The sequence below is a fragment of the Ralstonia sp. SA306 genome (genome assembly GCF_054792405.1).
Map to the genome: position 1 here is coordinate 14,189 of NZ_CP096452.1, position 12,922 is coordinate 27,110.

At 64.6% G+C, this 12,922-nt stretch carries 15 protein-coding genes; 7 read left to right on the forward strand and 8 right to left on the reverse strand.

Annotation, left to right across the window (positions count from 1 at the left end):
• Nucleotides 1-21 precede the first annotated feature (21 nt).
• Entirely contained in the window at nt 22-1,524 is a 1,503-nt protein-coding gene (locus M1D44_RS16680) for an RNA polymerase factor sigma-54 (RefSeq protein WP_316854119.1), read from the reverse strand.
• Nucleotides 1,525-1,847: 323 nt separating this feature from the next.
• On the opposite strand from M1D44_RS16680, the gene M1D44_RS16685 reads away from it, so the two are divergent.
• Together M1D44_RS16685 and M1D44_RS16690 are read left to right on the forward strand one after the other, a co-directional pair.
• Nucleotides 1,848-2,258 (forward strand): hypothetical protein, encoded by a 411-nt coding sequence (locus M1D44_RS16685; RefSeq protein ID WP_316854120.1) that lies wholly within the window; start codon nt 1,848-1,850, stop codon nt 2,256-2,258.
• Between the two features lie 22 nt (nt 2,259-2,280).
• Nucleotides 2,281-2,427, forward strand: coding sequence for a hypothetical protein (locus M1D44_RS16690; protein ID WP_200869055.1), 147 nt, complete (start codon nt 2,281-2,283; stop codon nt 2,425-2,427).
• Nucleotides 2,428-2,493: 66 nt separating this feature from the next.
• Here the strand turns inward: M1D44_RS16690 and M1D44_RS16695 are convergent, their stop codons facing one another.
• Nucleotides 2,494-3,597, reverse strand: coding sequence for a sigma-54 interaction domain-containing protein (locus M1D44_RS16695; RefSeq protein ID WP_439004776.1), 1,104 nt, complete (start codon nt 3,595-3,597; stop codon nt 2,494-2,496).
• A gap of 541 nt (nt 3,598-4,138) precedes the next feature.
• On the opposite strand from M1D44_RS16695, the gene M1D44_RS16700 reads away from it, so the two are divergent.
• The 4 genes from M1D44_RS16700 (at nt 4,139) to M1D44_RS16715 (ending at nt 7,313) form a co-directional block, all read left to right on the forward strand.
• Nucleotides 4,139-5,545, forward strand: a complete 1,407-nt coding sequence (locus tag M1D44_RS16700) for a sigma-54-dependent transcriptional regulator (RefSeq protein ID WP_024978047.1) — start codon at nt 4,139-4,141, stop codon at nt 5,543-5,545.
• A gap of 90 nt (nt 5,546-5,635) precedes the next feature.
• Nucleotides 5,636-5,803 carry a DUF1328 domain-containing protein gene (locus M1D44_RS16705; RefSeq protein ID WP_009240192.1) on the forward strand — a complete coding sequence of 56 codons (168 nt, stop codon included), beginning with the start codon at nt 5,636-5,638 and terminating at the stop codon, nt 5,801-5,803.
• Nucleotides 5,804-5,872: 69 nt separating this feature from the next.
• On the forward strand, nt 5,873-6,178 hold the full coding sequence (locus M1D44_RS16710) for a hypothetical protein (protein ID WP_045205628.1): 306 nt from the start codon (nt 5,873-5,875) through the stop codon (nt 6,176-6,178).
• Nucleotides 6,179-6,299: 121 nt separating this feature from the next.
• Complete coding sequence (locus tag M1D44_RS16715; RefSeq protein WP_316854121.1) at nt 6,300-7,313, forward strand: YihY/virulence factor BrkB family protein; 1,014 nt, start codon at nt 6,300-6,302, stop codon at nt 7,311-7,313.
• A 10-nt stretch (nt 7,314-7,323) separates the two neighbouring features.
• On the opposite strand, the gene M1D44_RS16720 is transcribed toward M1D44_RS16715, so the two are convergent.
• Together M1D44_RS16720 and M1D44_RS16725 are read right to left on the reverse strand one after the other, a co-directional pair.
• Nucleotides 7,324-7,650: a hypothetical protein gene (locus M1D44_RS16720; protein WP_024978044.1), complete on the reverse strand. Its 327-nt coding sequence runs from the start codon at nt 7,648-7,650 to the stop codon at nt 7,324-7,326.
• Nucleotides 7,651-7,783: 133 nt separating this feature from the next.
• Entirely contained in the window at nt 7,784-8,011 is a 228-nt protein-coding gene (locus M1D44_RS16725) for a hypothetical protein (RefSeq protein WP_004632457.1), read from the reverse strand.
• Nucleotides 8,012-8,371: 360 nt separating this feature from the next.
• On the opposite strand from M1D44_RS16725, the gene M1D44_RS16730 reads away from it, so the two are divergent.
• Nucleotides 8,372-9,967 carry a peptide chain release factor 3 gene (locus tag M1D44_RS16730; RefSeq protein ID WP_316854122.1) on the forward strand — a complete coding sequence of 532 codons (1,596 nt, stop codon included), beginning with the start codon at nt 8,372-8,374 and terminating at the stop codon, nt 9,965-9,967.
• A 42-nt stretch (nt 9,968-10,009) separates the two neighbouring features.
• On the opposite strand, the gene M1D44_RS16735 is transcribed toward M1D44_RS16730, so the two are convergent.
• From M1D44_RS16735 to madM, 4 genes are read right to left on the reverse strand one after another with little or no spacing between them, the layout of a single operon-like run.
• The gene (locus tag M1D44_RS16735) at nt 10,010-10,594 is read right to left on the reverse strand and encodes a hypothetical protein (protein WP_235193220.1); all 585 of its coding nucleotides are present in this window, start codon (nt 10,592-10,594) and stop codon (nt 10,010-10,012) included.
• Nucleotides 10,584-11,519 carry a malonate decarboxylase subunit epsilon gene (gene mdcH / locus M1D44_RS16740; protein ID WP_439004777.1) on the reverse strand — a complete coding sequence of 312 codons (936 nt, stop codon included), beginning with the start codon at nt 11,517-11,519 and terminating at the stop codon, nt 10,584-10,586. Before mdcH ends, M1D44_RS16735 begins: the two co-directional genes overlap by 11 nt.
• Nucleotides 11,516-12,151 carry a malonate decarboxylase holo-ACP synthase gene (locus tag M1D44_RS16745; RefSeq protein WP_316854124.1) on the reverse strand — a complete coding sequence of 212 codons (636 nt, stop codon included), beginning with the start codon at nt 12,149-12,151 and terminating at the stop codon, nt 11,516-11,518. Before M1D44_RS16745 ends, mdcH begins: the two co-directional genes overlap by 4 nt.
• Entirely contained in the window at nt 12,148-12,912 is a 765-nt protein-coding gene (madM, locus tag M1D44_RS16750; protein WP_024978039.1) for a malonate transporter subunit MadM, read from the reverse strand. The genes M1D44_RS16745 and madM overlap by 4 nt, the downstream gene beginning before the upstream one ends.
• Nucleotides 12,913-12,922 lie beyond the last annotated feature (10 nt).

Sequence of the window (12,922 nt, forward strand, 5' to 3'; positions counted from 1 at the left end):
CTCCTGTCGGTAGCGGGCGCGTCAGACCTGCCGCCGCATTTCCGCGGGCGCAATGCGCATGAGCCCGCGATACTTGGCGACAGTGCGGCGCGCAACGATCACGCCCTGCTCGGCCAGCATCTTGGCGAGCGACACATCGGAGAGCGGCGCGTCCGAGTCTTCGGCTTCGATCATCTCCTTGAGCAACGCCCGCACCGAAGCCGCCGAGCATGCGCCGCCGGTATCGGTTGCCAGCTGGCGCGAGAAGAAGTATTTGAACTCGAAGATGCCGCGCGGCGTGGCCATGTACTTGTTGCCTGTGGCGCGCGAGATGGTCGATTCGTGCAGGCCCAGCTCTTCAGCCACGTCACGCAGCACCAGAGGCTTCATGGCCACCTCGCCGTATTCCAGGAAGTGCTTCTGGTGCGCGACGATCGCCTCGGCCACGCGCTGGATGGTGGCGAAGCGCTGCTGCGCGTTACGGATCAGCCAGCGGGCTTCCTGCAGTTGGTGCGCCAGCGGCGTGCGATTGTGGCCGCGCGTCTGGGCAAACAACTCCGCGTAGACCTTGTTGACGCGCGCGCACGGTGCCACCGCCGGGTTGGTCACGGCAACCCACTTGCCCTTGATCTTGGCGACGATCACGTCGGGCACGATATAGCCCGCATGCGCTTGCGAGAAGCGCAGCCCCGGGCGCGGGTCCAGCATGCGGATCAGTGCGCAGGCATCGCGCAACTCCTCTTCGGTGCAGCCGAGCGCGCGACGCATCTGCGTGAGTTCGCGCTTGGCCAACCGCGGCAGGTGGCTGCGCACGATGTCTTGCGCGATCTCCTGGATGCGTTCTTCGGCTTCGGTATCGGCGGGGCGCGCTTCGATCTGCAGGCGCAGGCACTCCGCCAGATCACGCGCGGCCACGCCCGGCGGATCCAGGCTTTGCACGAGCGCCAGCGCAATCTGCATTTCCTTCTCGGTGGGCGGCGGTTCCACCGGTGCCAGCGGAATCAACTCGGAGAGCAACTGACGCAGGTAGCCGTCGTCGTCCAGCGCTTCAATCAGCGTCTGTGCAAGCAGGCAGTCGCGCTCAGACAAGCGATAGCTGCGCAACTCCTGATGCAGATGCTCGCGCAGGCTCGGCGTGGAGTGCACCCATTCACCGATGTCGCTGTCTTCACCATCGCCATGGTGACCGCCACCATGGCTGTAGTAGGTGCTGAAGTCGGTCGGGAAATCTTCCGATGCGGCCAGCGTCGGGTCGGTTTCGATGGCGCTGGTGGTGGTTTCCAGCGGAGCGTCGTCTGCAGGCGTGTGATCGGCCGCGGCGCCGTCCCGATCGGCAGAAATGGCAATGTCGCCGGTGCGCGCGGCATCAGGCTGCGCACCTGCTTCTTGCTCGACTTCTTCGAGGAACGGATTGCTTGCGAGCGCTTCTTGCATTTCCTGCGCAAATTCGGTTGCAGACAACTGCAGCAGCTTGACGGATTGCTGCAGTCGCGGCGTTAGCGCGAGATGCTGCTTCGCACGCATTTCCAGAGCGGCCTTGACCATTCGCCTTGCCTCCTTTGGTGAGTGGGCGTCGACATTTCCGTCGACAGGTCACCGCATCGATGCAAAGGGTATGCCATGTCAACAAAGCCAGTCACCACAAGGCTTTACGGGCGGCTGGCACGCCGTTTCTACATGGTCATGTCGTTTTTATATGCCCATTGTTGCCGGCACATGACAGCGCCGGCTGCGCTTGCGCACTGCGCCGGCAGACGCAGGTGGGTGGCACCGCAGGTACATGCGTTGCTGCGGAGGGAGGCGGGAGACGCGCCGCAGTGCGCTTCCATCGCCTTCTCATCGAGCATTACATCCCAGGAGAAAACCCTATGCGAACACGTTTCCTGACCGCTGCGCTCGCCAGCGCCATCTTCGGGCTTGGCATCGGCACGGCCATGGCCCAGACAACGACCGCGCCGGTCGATAACCAGGAATCCAGCAATCCGACCAAGGCGCCGGGCAAGCGCACCGATCCGCCGTCTTCGACTGCCGACCGCACGGCCAATACGTCGATGCCAGGCAGCCAGGCGACACCTGCCGCGGCTAGTGGCAGTGACACCAGCAAGCCCATGCACAAGAAGCATCGCTATCACAAGAAATCAAAGTCGGATGCAACCGTGCCGCCGGGCGGTACCAATAGCGCGGGCGACATGTCGCACTCGGGCGTGCAGTCCGGCGGCAACGATGCAGCGACGACGACCGGCAATTCCTACCCCGGTAGCTCGAAGCCAGGCCAGTAACGTTGAAAGGGAAGGGCTCGCCATGCCGATGACACTTACCACCGCCGTCCGCACGGGCCCGCGCGCCCGCGCGGAGACCGAACCCGCACCCCGCCGCCCGACACCGGAACCGCAGGAGCGCCGCCGCCACGAGCATCCGGGCGAACGCGCGCACGCACATCCGCGCTAGAACGTCAGCGCGGATGCAGCGGGGTATGACAGGGTCGGAAGCGTCGAGCTTAGAGAAGCAGGGCCGTCAGGCAGCCACGGCGGCGGCCGCGGTGCTTTGATAGAGGTCGAGGCGGTTGTACAGCGTCTTCAGGCTGACGCCGAGCGTCTTGGCGGCTTGGCGCTTATCCCCATGAAAATGCTCCAGCGTGGCCAGGATCATCGCGCGTTGCGCATCGGCCAGCGTCACGCCCACCGACAGGCTGAGCACACCCTCCTTGACGGTCGGGCGCGCAGGGCCGCGTGCGGGCGCCAGCGGTGCGGCCAGCTCCACCGTTTTCTCGCCGAGGATGTATCCGCGCTGCACGGCGTTGCGCAACTCGCGCACATTGCCCGGCCACGGCTGGCCTCGCAGTGCCGCCAGAGCCTGGCGAGAGAACACCTTGTCGGTTTGGTGCGCAGCGTTGAACTGGGCAAGGAAGTGCAGGGCCAGCTCTTCAATGTCGTCTTCGCGATCGCGCAGCGGCGGCACCTGCAGCGGCACCACGGCCAGGCGATACATCAGATCTTCGCGAAAGGCGCCTTCGCTCACTGCTTCCAGCAGGTTGCGGTTGGTGGCAGCGATGATGCGCGCGCGCGTCTGGATCGGCTCGGTGCCGCCCACCCGCATGAACACGCCGGTCTCCAGCACGCGCAGCAGCTTGACCTGCATCTCGACCGGCATCTCGGTGATCTCGTCCAGGAAGATCGTGCCGCCGCAGGCATGTTCGAAATAGCCGACATGACGCTGGGCCGCCCCGGTAAAGCTGCCCTTTTCGTGGCCGAACAGTTCCGACTCGATCAGGTTGGGCGAGATGGCGCCGCAGTTCACTGCGATGAAGGCCTGGTCTGCGCGCGGGCTCATGTCGTGTACCGTGCGGGCGATCAACTCTTTGCCGGTACCCGATTCGCCCATGATGAGCACCGTGGCCAGCGTGCCCGACACCTTGCCGATCTGGTCGTACAGCGCACGCATCACCGGCGAGCGGCCGTAGAGGAGACCGAAATCCGGCTCGGCAATCGATTGAACAGAGGATGTTCCGGCGTCAGACGGCACGCGTTCGGTGTCGTCAAAGTCGGCCAGGGCAGGGGGATAGCGCAGGCGCCCGATGGTCACTGCGCGGTCGTCGGCGAAGGCTTCGCTCAAGGACATGGCTCCCTCGTGGTTGGTCGCGACGGGGACGTCCTGGCGAGCGGCTGCATCTTCAGCGATGCAGTCTTCGGAAGGCAGGGTACGTCGTCATCCCGTCACATTGTGTTGAAAAGTTGAGCCATTATCAGGGCCGCCCAAGTGCGTTGTATGTCGGGCATGCGCTGACGTTTCTTCCATCCTGTCGGCCAAACGCTGACAAGAAACGGGCCTGAGACGCAGATGCAGCGCGGGTTTCACATTTGTCATGCGGCGTACGATGTCCATTTCGGCCCGCAGGTGGCGAAGCGCGGACCTTCTCAACTATGCTGACTCCTGCGTAGTACCAGTGGCCCGCCCTGGAGTGATGCATTCGATCCATTTCTTGCATGCGTGCGTGTAAAAATTACCGACACCCGCGTTGACGACGCGGGTTGAGGCGCGCGATGGCGGAGGTTGTATTGGATGGAATACTTTTTGCACCTGCCGCCGGTCCTCTAGCCGAGCGGGCCGTTGCACCCTGCATGACCGCCGGCACATAACCGGCTCATCCAACCAAATCGAGATGCCACATATCCTGATTGTCGAAGACGATGCCAACGCACGCGCCGCTCTAGGTGAGCTGGTGGGCGCCGAAGGCTTCACCACCGCGCTGGCCGGGTCGCTGCGCGATGCGCGCATTCAGATGTCGCGTCACAGCCCCGATGCCGTGCTGATCGACCTTGTCCTGCCCGACGGCAACGGCATGGATCTGATGGAAGACATCGCGCCGCACTCCGGCACCGAGATCATCGTCATGACGGGCCACGCCAGCGTGGAAACCGCCGTCGAGGCCCTGCGCATGGGCGCGGCCGACTACCTGGTCAAGCCCGTCAATTTCCAACGTTTGAAATCCGTACTGGCGCGCATCCCGCGCCCGGGCGATCTGAAAGCCGAGATCGGCAACCTGCGTGGCGAGCTGCGTCGCCTGGGGCTCTTCGGCCAGATGCTCGGCAACTCGACGGTGATGCAGACGCTGTATGACCAGGTCAGCCGCGTGGCGCCCACCGAGGCGACCGTGCTGCTGATTGGCGAATCGGGCACCGGCAAGGAACTGGCCGCACAGACCATCCACGACCTCAGCCTGCGTCGCAAGCAGCCGTTCCTGCCGGTCAATTGCGGTGCCATTTCGCCCAACCTGATCGAGTCGGAAATGTTCGGCCACGAGCGCGGCAGCTTTACCGGCGCCGACCGCCAGCACAAGGGCTACTTCGAACGCGCCAACGGCGGCACGCTGTTCCTCGACGAAATCACCGAGATGCCGATCGAGCTGCAGGTGAAACTGCTGCGTGTGCTGGAAACCGGCGTGTTCATGCGCGTGGGCACCAACCGCGAGATCGACTCCGATGTGCGCGTGATTGCCGCCACCAATCGCGACCCCGAAGAGGCCGTGGCCGACGGCAAGCTGCGCGCCGACCTGTATCACCGTTTGAACGTGTTTCCGCTGCAACTGCCGCCGCTGCGCGAGCGCGGCAAGGATGTCGAGCTGCTGGCCCAGCATTTCCTGGATCAGCTCAACGCGCAGAGCAATACCAAGAAGGCATTCCTGCCGCCGGCCATGGAAACGCTGCGCGGTTATCACTGGCCGGGCAATGTGCGCGAACTGCGCAATTACGTGCAACGCGCGTACATCCTGTCCGACGACGCCGGCATCGATACGGCCAACGTGCCGCTGCAGGTGTCGAGCACGCAGGTCTCGTCCGGTTCCACGCTGACGATTTCGGTCGGCACCTCACTGGCGAGCGCCGACAAGAAGATCATCCTCGCCACGCTGGAACAGTGTGGTGGTGTGAAGAAGCGCGCGGCTGAACTGCTCGGTATCAGCCTCAAGACGCTCTACAACCGGCTGGAGGAATACGGCAACAGCAACGCCGACGACGGTGGCGACGGCAACAGCGCGGGCTCCGGCCGCGCGCATGCCACCGAGGCATAACCCGACATCCTGGCGCGGTACGCGGCTTGCTGAACCGGTGGGGTATCCGCCCCATGGCGGCAAGCTCACTCAACTGCACAGGAGGTCACCATGCTGCGTTATGCAGTCATCTTTTTCATCATCGCCCTGATTGCGGCCGTGCTCGGGTTTGGCGGCATCGCTGCCGGCGCAGCGAGCATCGCCAAGATCCTGTTCATGATTTTCGTGGTGCTGTTTGTGGTCAGCCTCATCTGGGGTCTGGTCGCGGGCAGAGGATGACGCCGGGATGATGCGCACAGCTTTCAACCCGGCTCTCACGATGCCACGCAACTCCAGGAGCGCTGACTGATGGAACCGTCTCAAACCAACCCGTTTCCCAAATCCGATGCCAATGGCAACCTCATCCGCGGCGACGTGGCGCAAGCCGCCGAGCGTGTGAAGGCGACCACGGCACAGGCCATCGATCGCACTGCCGACGCAGCGGCCACTGCGCTTGACGAGGCCGCTGCCAAGCGCGATCAATGGCGCGCCTCGCAGCAGCGTCTGATGAGCGATGCGGCGGACTGCATGCGATCGCACCCGCTTGCGACGATCGGCCTGGCATTCGGCGCGGGCTTTCTCATCAGCCGGCTGCTGGGCAGCGGTAACGACTGAAGGGCGCAAGCCCTTACGTTTCCGGCCCGCCACGGTCGAGCTTGCGCGCGTCCCGTGTGCTGACTAGGCTCAAGGTCGAGGCCGGCACGGCGCCGGCCGCATCGCCTTGCAAGGAACCTCCATGCGCCCGGCTGCCTACTTCCACCGCGACCTGCTCAAGCGCACCGCCCAGGTGCTGATGGGGGCCGTGCGGCAGTGGTCCGCGCATCGCGCCGCGAGCAAGGGCGCGGCGCTGTCGTTCTACACGTTGTTCTCGATGGCGCCGGTGCTGGTGCTGGTCATTTCCATTGCCGGCTTGTTCTTTGGCGAACAGGCCGCGCGCGGCGAAATCTTTGGGCAGATCCAAGGTCTGGTGGGGGCGCAGGGCGCCTCTGCGGTGGAAGCCGTGCTCGCGGCTACCCGGCGCTCGGGCAGCGGCCTTTTCGCTGCAGTCACGGCCGTCGCGCTATTGCTGGTGGGTGCCACCACGGCCTTCTCCGAACTCAAGGACAGCCTGGACGAACTATGGGAGGTGCCGCCGCGCCAGCAGGCAGGGCTGTGGGGCTTGTTGCGTTCGCGCCTGCTGTCGTTCAGCCTGATTCTGGTGCTGGCGTTTCTGCTGCTGGTGTCGCTCACCATCAACGCGGCGCTGGCGGTGGTGGAGCGCTTCTGGGGGGCGTTGTGGGCGGGCTCCACTTCGGGCATTGCGCTGCTGGTGGCGCAGGTGCTGTCGTCCGCGTTTTCGTTTGCTGTCGTATCGCTGTTGTTCGGCACCATTTTCAAAATGCTGCCCGAAACGCGCGTGGCCTGGCGCGACGTTGCTCTGGGCGCCATCGTTACGGCGCTGCTCTTCACCCTGGGCAAACACCTCATCGGCCTGTATCTCGGCAACAGCGCCGTGGCGTCGTCTTACGGGGCGGCGGGTTCGGTGGTGGCGCTGATGCTGTGGATCTACTACTCCGCCCAGATCTTCTTCTTTGGCGCGCTGGTCACGCGGCAATACGCGCTCCGATTCGGCAGTCGCCAGTACGAGGCCTCCGGTCAGGCCGGTGCGGCTGCGCAGGCGGCGTTGCTCAACCCGACGCTGGCGGCAAACCTGTCCAACGGCGGACGGGCAGTAACCCGAACGCAGCGCGCCACAGCCGCCAAGACCTAAGGACGCCGGCTCAATCCCGCGTCAACTGCTCCAGCAGCATGCCTGCCACGAACGCCAGACCGATCGTAATGACCGGATGCTGACGCACGGAGCCGCTTGCCTGTTCCGAGACATTCGCGTGCAGGTTCTTCAACTGCTCGGTACGTTTGTCGAACTGCGTGAGCGCCGTGGAAAGGACGCTCGCCAGCCGGTCGATGCCTTCTGCCGTGGCATCTTTGACGCGCTGCGCGGTGTGATCGATCTGCGGATGGAGCGTCGTGACGGTCGCACCGTTGGCGCCATGTGTGCCGTTCGTGCCATTGCTGCTGGTGGGCGGCTTGGGGGTCAGTTCGGTCATGTTGGCCTCTTGAGCTGAGTCATGTCAGCCAATCCCAAGCAACCGTCATGCCCCTGCCACATGCCCCCCGATCGTGACGCCCAAAAGAAAAGGGCCACGACTGTGGCCCTCGACACGGTGAGGAACTGCGCGACTAGCCGACCGTCACCACGGTCTTGCGCACGGCCCAGATTTCAGCTTGCAGGGCGAGTGCGGCGAGTGCCTGCAGGCTGTCCTGCGGCAAAGCCTTGATCCGTTTGCGGCGATTGGCGGCACGCTGCTGACGCGCCGCGCGCACGCTTTGCTCGTCGAGTTGCCACGCCTTGCGGGTGGTCTCGATGATGCGTTGCACTGCCGGATCGACAGGGATTCGACTACGCACGATGTTGGACTCCTTGCTTCTTTGCTTCTTTCGACGTCGCGGCGTACCCAAAGGCGGGTTTCGCGACGGCCTCCACAATACGGGAGCTTCATGACAACTTCGATAACACCGACTCCGAAAGGGTTGTCAGTGCATTCCCACAACGGGTTGGTCTCCTCCGTCCGGTGGACGGTTCCTAGGGGGTTTCCCCTGTTTGCCGCTCGGATCAGTCGATCTTAAGCAAGGGCGCCGATCGCGTACAATCTCGGCTGCCCGGATTGACAACTCTGATCGGGCAGTCCATCGGCCGCCGGGATGACCCCGCCAGCCAGCGCCCATGCCGTGGGCGCATTCATCACTTCTCCCTTTCGGTTTTTGCCCGTGAGTACGCTGCAGCAGGAGATCCGGCGCCGCCGGACGTTCGCCATCATTGCCCACCCGGATGCGGGTAAAACCACGCTCACCGAGAAACTGCTGTGGTTTGGCGGCGCCATCCAGATGGCCGGCGCCGTGCGTGCGCGCAAGGCCAACCGCCACGCCACCTCCGACTGGATGGAGATGGAAAAGCAGCGCGGCATCTCGGTGACGTCGTCGGTGATGCAGTTCCCGTACCGGAACGATGGCGGCGATTACATCGTCAACCTGCTCGACACCCCGGGCCACGAAGACTTCTCGGAAGACACGTACCGCACGCTCACGGCCGTCGACTCCGCCGTGATGGTGATCGACTCCGTCAACGGCGTGGAAGCGCAGACCATCAAGCTGCTCAACGTCTGCCGCCTGCGCAGCACGCCCATCCTCACGTTCATCAACAAGCTAGACCGCGAAGGCCGCGCGCCCATCGAATTGCTCGATGAAATCGAAAGCGTGCTGCAGATCCAGTGCGCGCCGATGACCTGGCCGATCGGCATGGGCAAGTCGTTCAAGGGCGTGTATCACCTCGTGAACGATACGGTCCAGTTGTTCGACCCGAACGCCGACAGCGAAAAGGGCGCCACCGCCGGCCTGATTCAAGGCCTGGACAACCCCGAGCTGGATCGCGTGCTGGGCTCGCAGGCCGAAGAACTGCGCATCGACATCGAACTCGTGCGCGGTGCATCGCACACGTTCGACAAAGAGGCGTTCCTGGCCGGCAAGCAGTGCCCGGTGTATTTCGGTTCGGCGGTGAACAACTTCGGTGTGCAATCGTTGTTGGATGCGCTGGTGGATCAGTCGCCCGAGCCGCTGGCACGCCCCACCGAAACGCGCGAAGTCAAGCCGATGGAAGAGAAGTTCACCGGTTTCGTCTTCAAGATCCAGGCCAACATGGACCCGAAGCACCGTGACCGCATCGCCTTTGTGCGCGTGTGCTCGGGCCGCTTCGAGCGCGGCATGAAGCTGCTGCAGGTGTCGACCGGCAAGACGGTTGCCATCAACAACGCCATCACGTTCATGGCGCAGGACCGCAACACCACGGAAGAGGCATTTGCCGGCGACATCATCGGCGTGCCCAACCATGGCACGATCCGCCTCGGTGATGCCTTTACGGAAGGCGAGTCGCTCAAGTTCACGGGCATCCCGTCGTTTGCGCCGGAGTTCTTCCGCCGCGCGCGCCTGAACAACCCGCTGCGCCTCAAGCAGTTGCAGAAGGGTTTGCAGCAACTGGCCGAAGAAGGCGCCACGCAGATGTTCCGCCCGCTGGCGTCGAACGATCTGGTACTGGGTGCCGTCGGTATCCTGCAGTTCGACGTGGTGGCGCATCGCCTTGAACACGAGTACGGCGTCGATGCCATCTTCGAACCGCACGAGTGCTCCACGGCCCGCTGGCTGCGTGGCAAGCAGGAAGATATCGACAAGCTGATCGACAAGGCTGGCCACAACGTGGCCCTGGATGGTGCGGGTGACTACGTGTACCTGGCGCCGAGCCAGGTGAACCTGCGCCTGACGCAGGAGCGCTTTCCGGACATCCAGTTCATGGAAACGCGGGAAATCGTCTAAGGGACGATGGGCGAAAAGAGACGGGGCCATGTGCCCCGTTTTTTATTGACCTGTCCGGCGCGCCACCGGGCAAACCGCTTCAAGTCGGCGGGCACCGGTTTCGGCGTTTCGCGGTGAGAGCTGTAGAAGTTGCAGAGGCTGCGGGTCTGCGCCGGTCACTTTGACCGTGATCGGCTTGCCTGTATGGAACAACGCGTAGAAGCGCGCCAGCGTCTTCACGTCACCTACGGCATACGCTTCCATGTCGGACACTTCAAGGCGCGCCGGGATCGTCAAACGGAGAGGGCCGGAAGCCAATTGGAAGCGGACGGCCTTTCCGTTTTGCGCCGTTTGCGCGTTTGTGGATACCGCAACGTGGAGCCGCTTGTCCTCGCAGTTGGCGTAAAAGCTCAGTCCATCGGTTTCGTAACCGCCATAAGTCAACGACTGTGCGACGTAGTACCAGCTTGCAAGCTCCTCTTCGGATGTCTCCGTGGCGGCCGCCAACGCGGATGTGGCGCACAAGGTGGCGATGGCAGCAATGGACACGACGCGCAATTCGGAGCCTCTCACGAGCGATGAAATCCGGTGCGCAACAATGCCGGAATGCCGCTGAAAAATCCATGGTGCAGACAATTCAAAGGCCATCCACGCGACGTTGGCGCTGGATCCGCACCCGCACCGCATCCAGTCCGCCGCCTGCATCCAGCACCGCATCGTCCGCAAACACGCCGTGCGCCAGACGCGCCAGCGTGCCGCCGCCCGGAACCTCCACCGCCATGCGTGCGCCGCGTTCCAATGCATGGCGAAGCGTGTCGTGCCACAGCACCGGCCGTGCCATGTTCCACGCAAGATCCTCGACGATGAGATTGGCGTGAAAGAGCGCTCGCGCCCGGCTGCTGCTGACGTAGGTGAGTTGCGGCGTGTGGGCCGTGACCTTTGCGGCAGCCGCAGCTAGCTCGGCAGCCTGTGCATCCAGCAGCGGGCAGTGCGACGGCACCGCCATGCACAGCCGCGTTGCCGTTGATGCGCCCGCCGCCTGCGCGCGCGCCATGACTTGCGTGAGCGCCGCATCGCTGCCCGCCACGACAATCTGCCGTTCCGCATTCAGGTTGGCGACATAGGCCGGTGTTGCGGCGGAATTGACCTGCGCAACGATGGCGGCGACTTCGGGTTCTGTCAGCCCGGCCGTGACGGCCATGCCGTAACCGCTCGGATACGCGTCTTCCATGAGTTGCCCACGCAGGCGGACCAGGCGCAGCGCATCGCTGAACTCCAGCACGCCCGCGACAACGGCTGCCGGCCACGCGCCAATCGACAAGCCTGCCACCATGTCGGGCGCGGCGTCCTGCCGGACCAGCGTGCGCGCTACCGCAACACCGGCAATCAACAGGCAGAGTTGGACGGCCACGGTCGACCGCAGCGCCTCTGCGGTGTCGAGCGTGAGCGGGTCCGTACCCAGCGCGTCGCGCGCTTCGGCCAGGGTCTGCACGACGGCCGGATCGACAGGCAACGCGTGCAGCATGCCTGCACGCTGACTGCCCTGGCCGGGAAACATGAAGAGCACGCTCATGCGAGATCGCTCCACGGGTCTGCAACGAGGTGTGGGCCGTGATCGGTCTTGAGCAAGGTCTGGCGGGGCGAGGTCAGCCAGTCGCGCCACGCGAATCCACCGTGCCCGGTGTCGATTTGCAGGTCGACGCGGCATTCGGTTTCGGCCAGCACGTGCACGAGCTGATCGCGCTGCGCGGCCGACGGTGCAGTCGGCATGCGCAGCACGAGATCGAGATCGCTGTCTGCATGCAGCACCGGCAAGCCGCTGGCGAGTGCAAAGCCCGCACCGCCGGTCGGGCCCCACGCCCAGCCCAGCGCGTCGAGTTTTGGCGCCAGCGCACGCAAGGTGCGCAGTGCCGCAAACGGCGCGTCGGCTGCGATGGAGGCCGTTGTGATTGCCAGCGCCTCAGGCGACGCCACGCGCGTGATGGCCCTGGCGGCCACGGTGGCCGCACAGCGTTCATGGCGCGCGCCGCCGCGCAGGCCGACCGGTACTGCACCATCGCTGCCGCGCGGTGCCCGGCGCACAACGACTGGCGCGCCTTGCCGGCATGCCGTGATGGCCCAGTCGGGCAAGGGCATGCCATCCGTCGCCATGGGTGTGTCGGACACCCACAGCAGATCGTGCGCGCGCAGCGGCGTGGGTGTCATCGCAGCAATGCCTGCGTGGCCAGGAACAGGATCGACGGCCCGAGCAGGCAACCGATACCCGTATGGAACGTCGCCACCAGCGAGCCGTAGGGCACCAGACGCCGGTCGGTGGCCGCCAGACCTGCCGACACGCCGCTGACCGTACCCGCCAACCCGCCGAACACCATGGCGGCGCGCGGGTTGTTCAAGCCCAGTGCCTTGGCCGCGAACGGCGTGCCGACCATCACCAGGATCGCCTTGACGAGCCCCGTGGCAATCGACAGCGCCATCACATCGGAGGAGGCACCCAGCGCCGCACCGGTCACCGGTCCGACGATGTACGTGACGGCACCCGCGCCGATGGTGGTGACGCTCACCGGATCGGTGTAACCGAAGGCGTAGGCAACGCTGGCGCCGACGATGAACGGCAGCACCGTGCCCAGCAGCAGCGAGATGGCGCCGATCATGCCCGCCTTGCGTGCCTCGGTCACCTGCACTTCAAAGGCCGTGGCAACGATGGCGAAGTCGCGCAGCATTGCACCGCCCATCAGGCCGATCCCGCCGAACAGCTTCAGGTCAGCCAGACCGCGTTCGCCACCGGTCTGCATGCCGCCCCAGTAGGCGAGCACCAGCCCGATCATGATGGCGATGGCCGAACCGTGCACGCGCCCAAACGTCAGCTTCTTGGACGCCCACATCGACAGACCCATGACGATGCCGACCAGCGCAAACGCCGCGACCAGCCCGTTGTGCTGCAGAACTTTCTCTAGCATTGACAGCATGGTGGGGCTC

Coding starts and splice junctions, on each gene's coding strand:
- mdcH (WP_439004777.1), bottom strand. CDS start 11,519: ATGAGCGTGCTCTTCATGTTTCCCGGCCAGGGCAGTCAGCGTGCAGGC.
- M1D44_RS16680 (WP_316854119.1), bottom strand. CDS start 1,524: ATGGTCAAGGCCGCTCTGGAAATGCGTGCGAAGCAGCATCTCGCGCTA.
- M1D44_RS16685 (WP_316854120.1), top strand. CDS start 1,848: ATGCGAACACGTTTCCTGACCGCTGCGCTCGCCAGCGCCATCTTCGGG.
- M1D44_RS16735 (WP_235193220.1), bottom strand. CDS start 10,594: ATGGCCTTTGAATTGTCTGCACCATGGATTTTTCAGCGGCATTCCGGC.
- M1D44_RS16705 (WP_009240192.1), top strand. CDS start 5,636: ATGCTGCGTTATGCAGTCATCTTTTTCATCATCGCCCTGATTGCGGCC.
- M1D44_RS16710 (WP_045205628.1), top strand. CDS start 5,873: ATGGAACCGTCTCAAACCAACCCGTTTCCCAAATCCGATGCCAATGGC.
- M1D44_RS16720 (WP_024978044.1), bottom strand. CDS start 7,650: ATGACCGAACTGACCCCCAAGCCGCCCACCAGCAGCAATGGCACGAAC.
- M1D44_RS16715 (WP_316854121.1), top strand. CDS start 6,300: ATGCGCCCGGCTGCCTACTTCCACCGCGACCTGCTCAAGCGCACCGCC.
- M1D44_RS16700 (WP_024978047.1), top strand. CDS start 4,139: ATGCCACATATCCTGATTGTCGAAGACGATGCCAACGCACGCGCCGCT.
- M1D44_RS16690 (WP_200869055.1), top strand. CDS start 2,281: ATGCCGATGACACTTACCACCGCCGTCCGCACGGGCCCGCGCGCCCGC.
- M1D44_RS16745 (WP_316854124.1), bottom strand. CDS start 12,151: ATGACACCCACGCCGCTGCGCGCGCACGATCTGCTGTGGGTGTCCGAC.
- M1D44_RS16695 (WP_439004776.1), bottom strand. CDS start 3,597: ATGTCCTTGAGCGAAGCCTTCGCCGACGACCGCGCAGTGACCATCGGG.
- madM (WP_024978039.1), bottom strand. CDS start 12,912: ATGCTGTCAATGCTAGAGAAAGTTCTGCAGCACAACGGGCTGGTCGCG.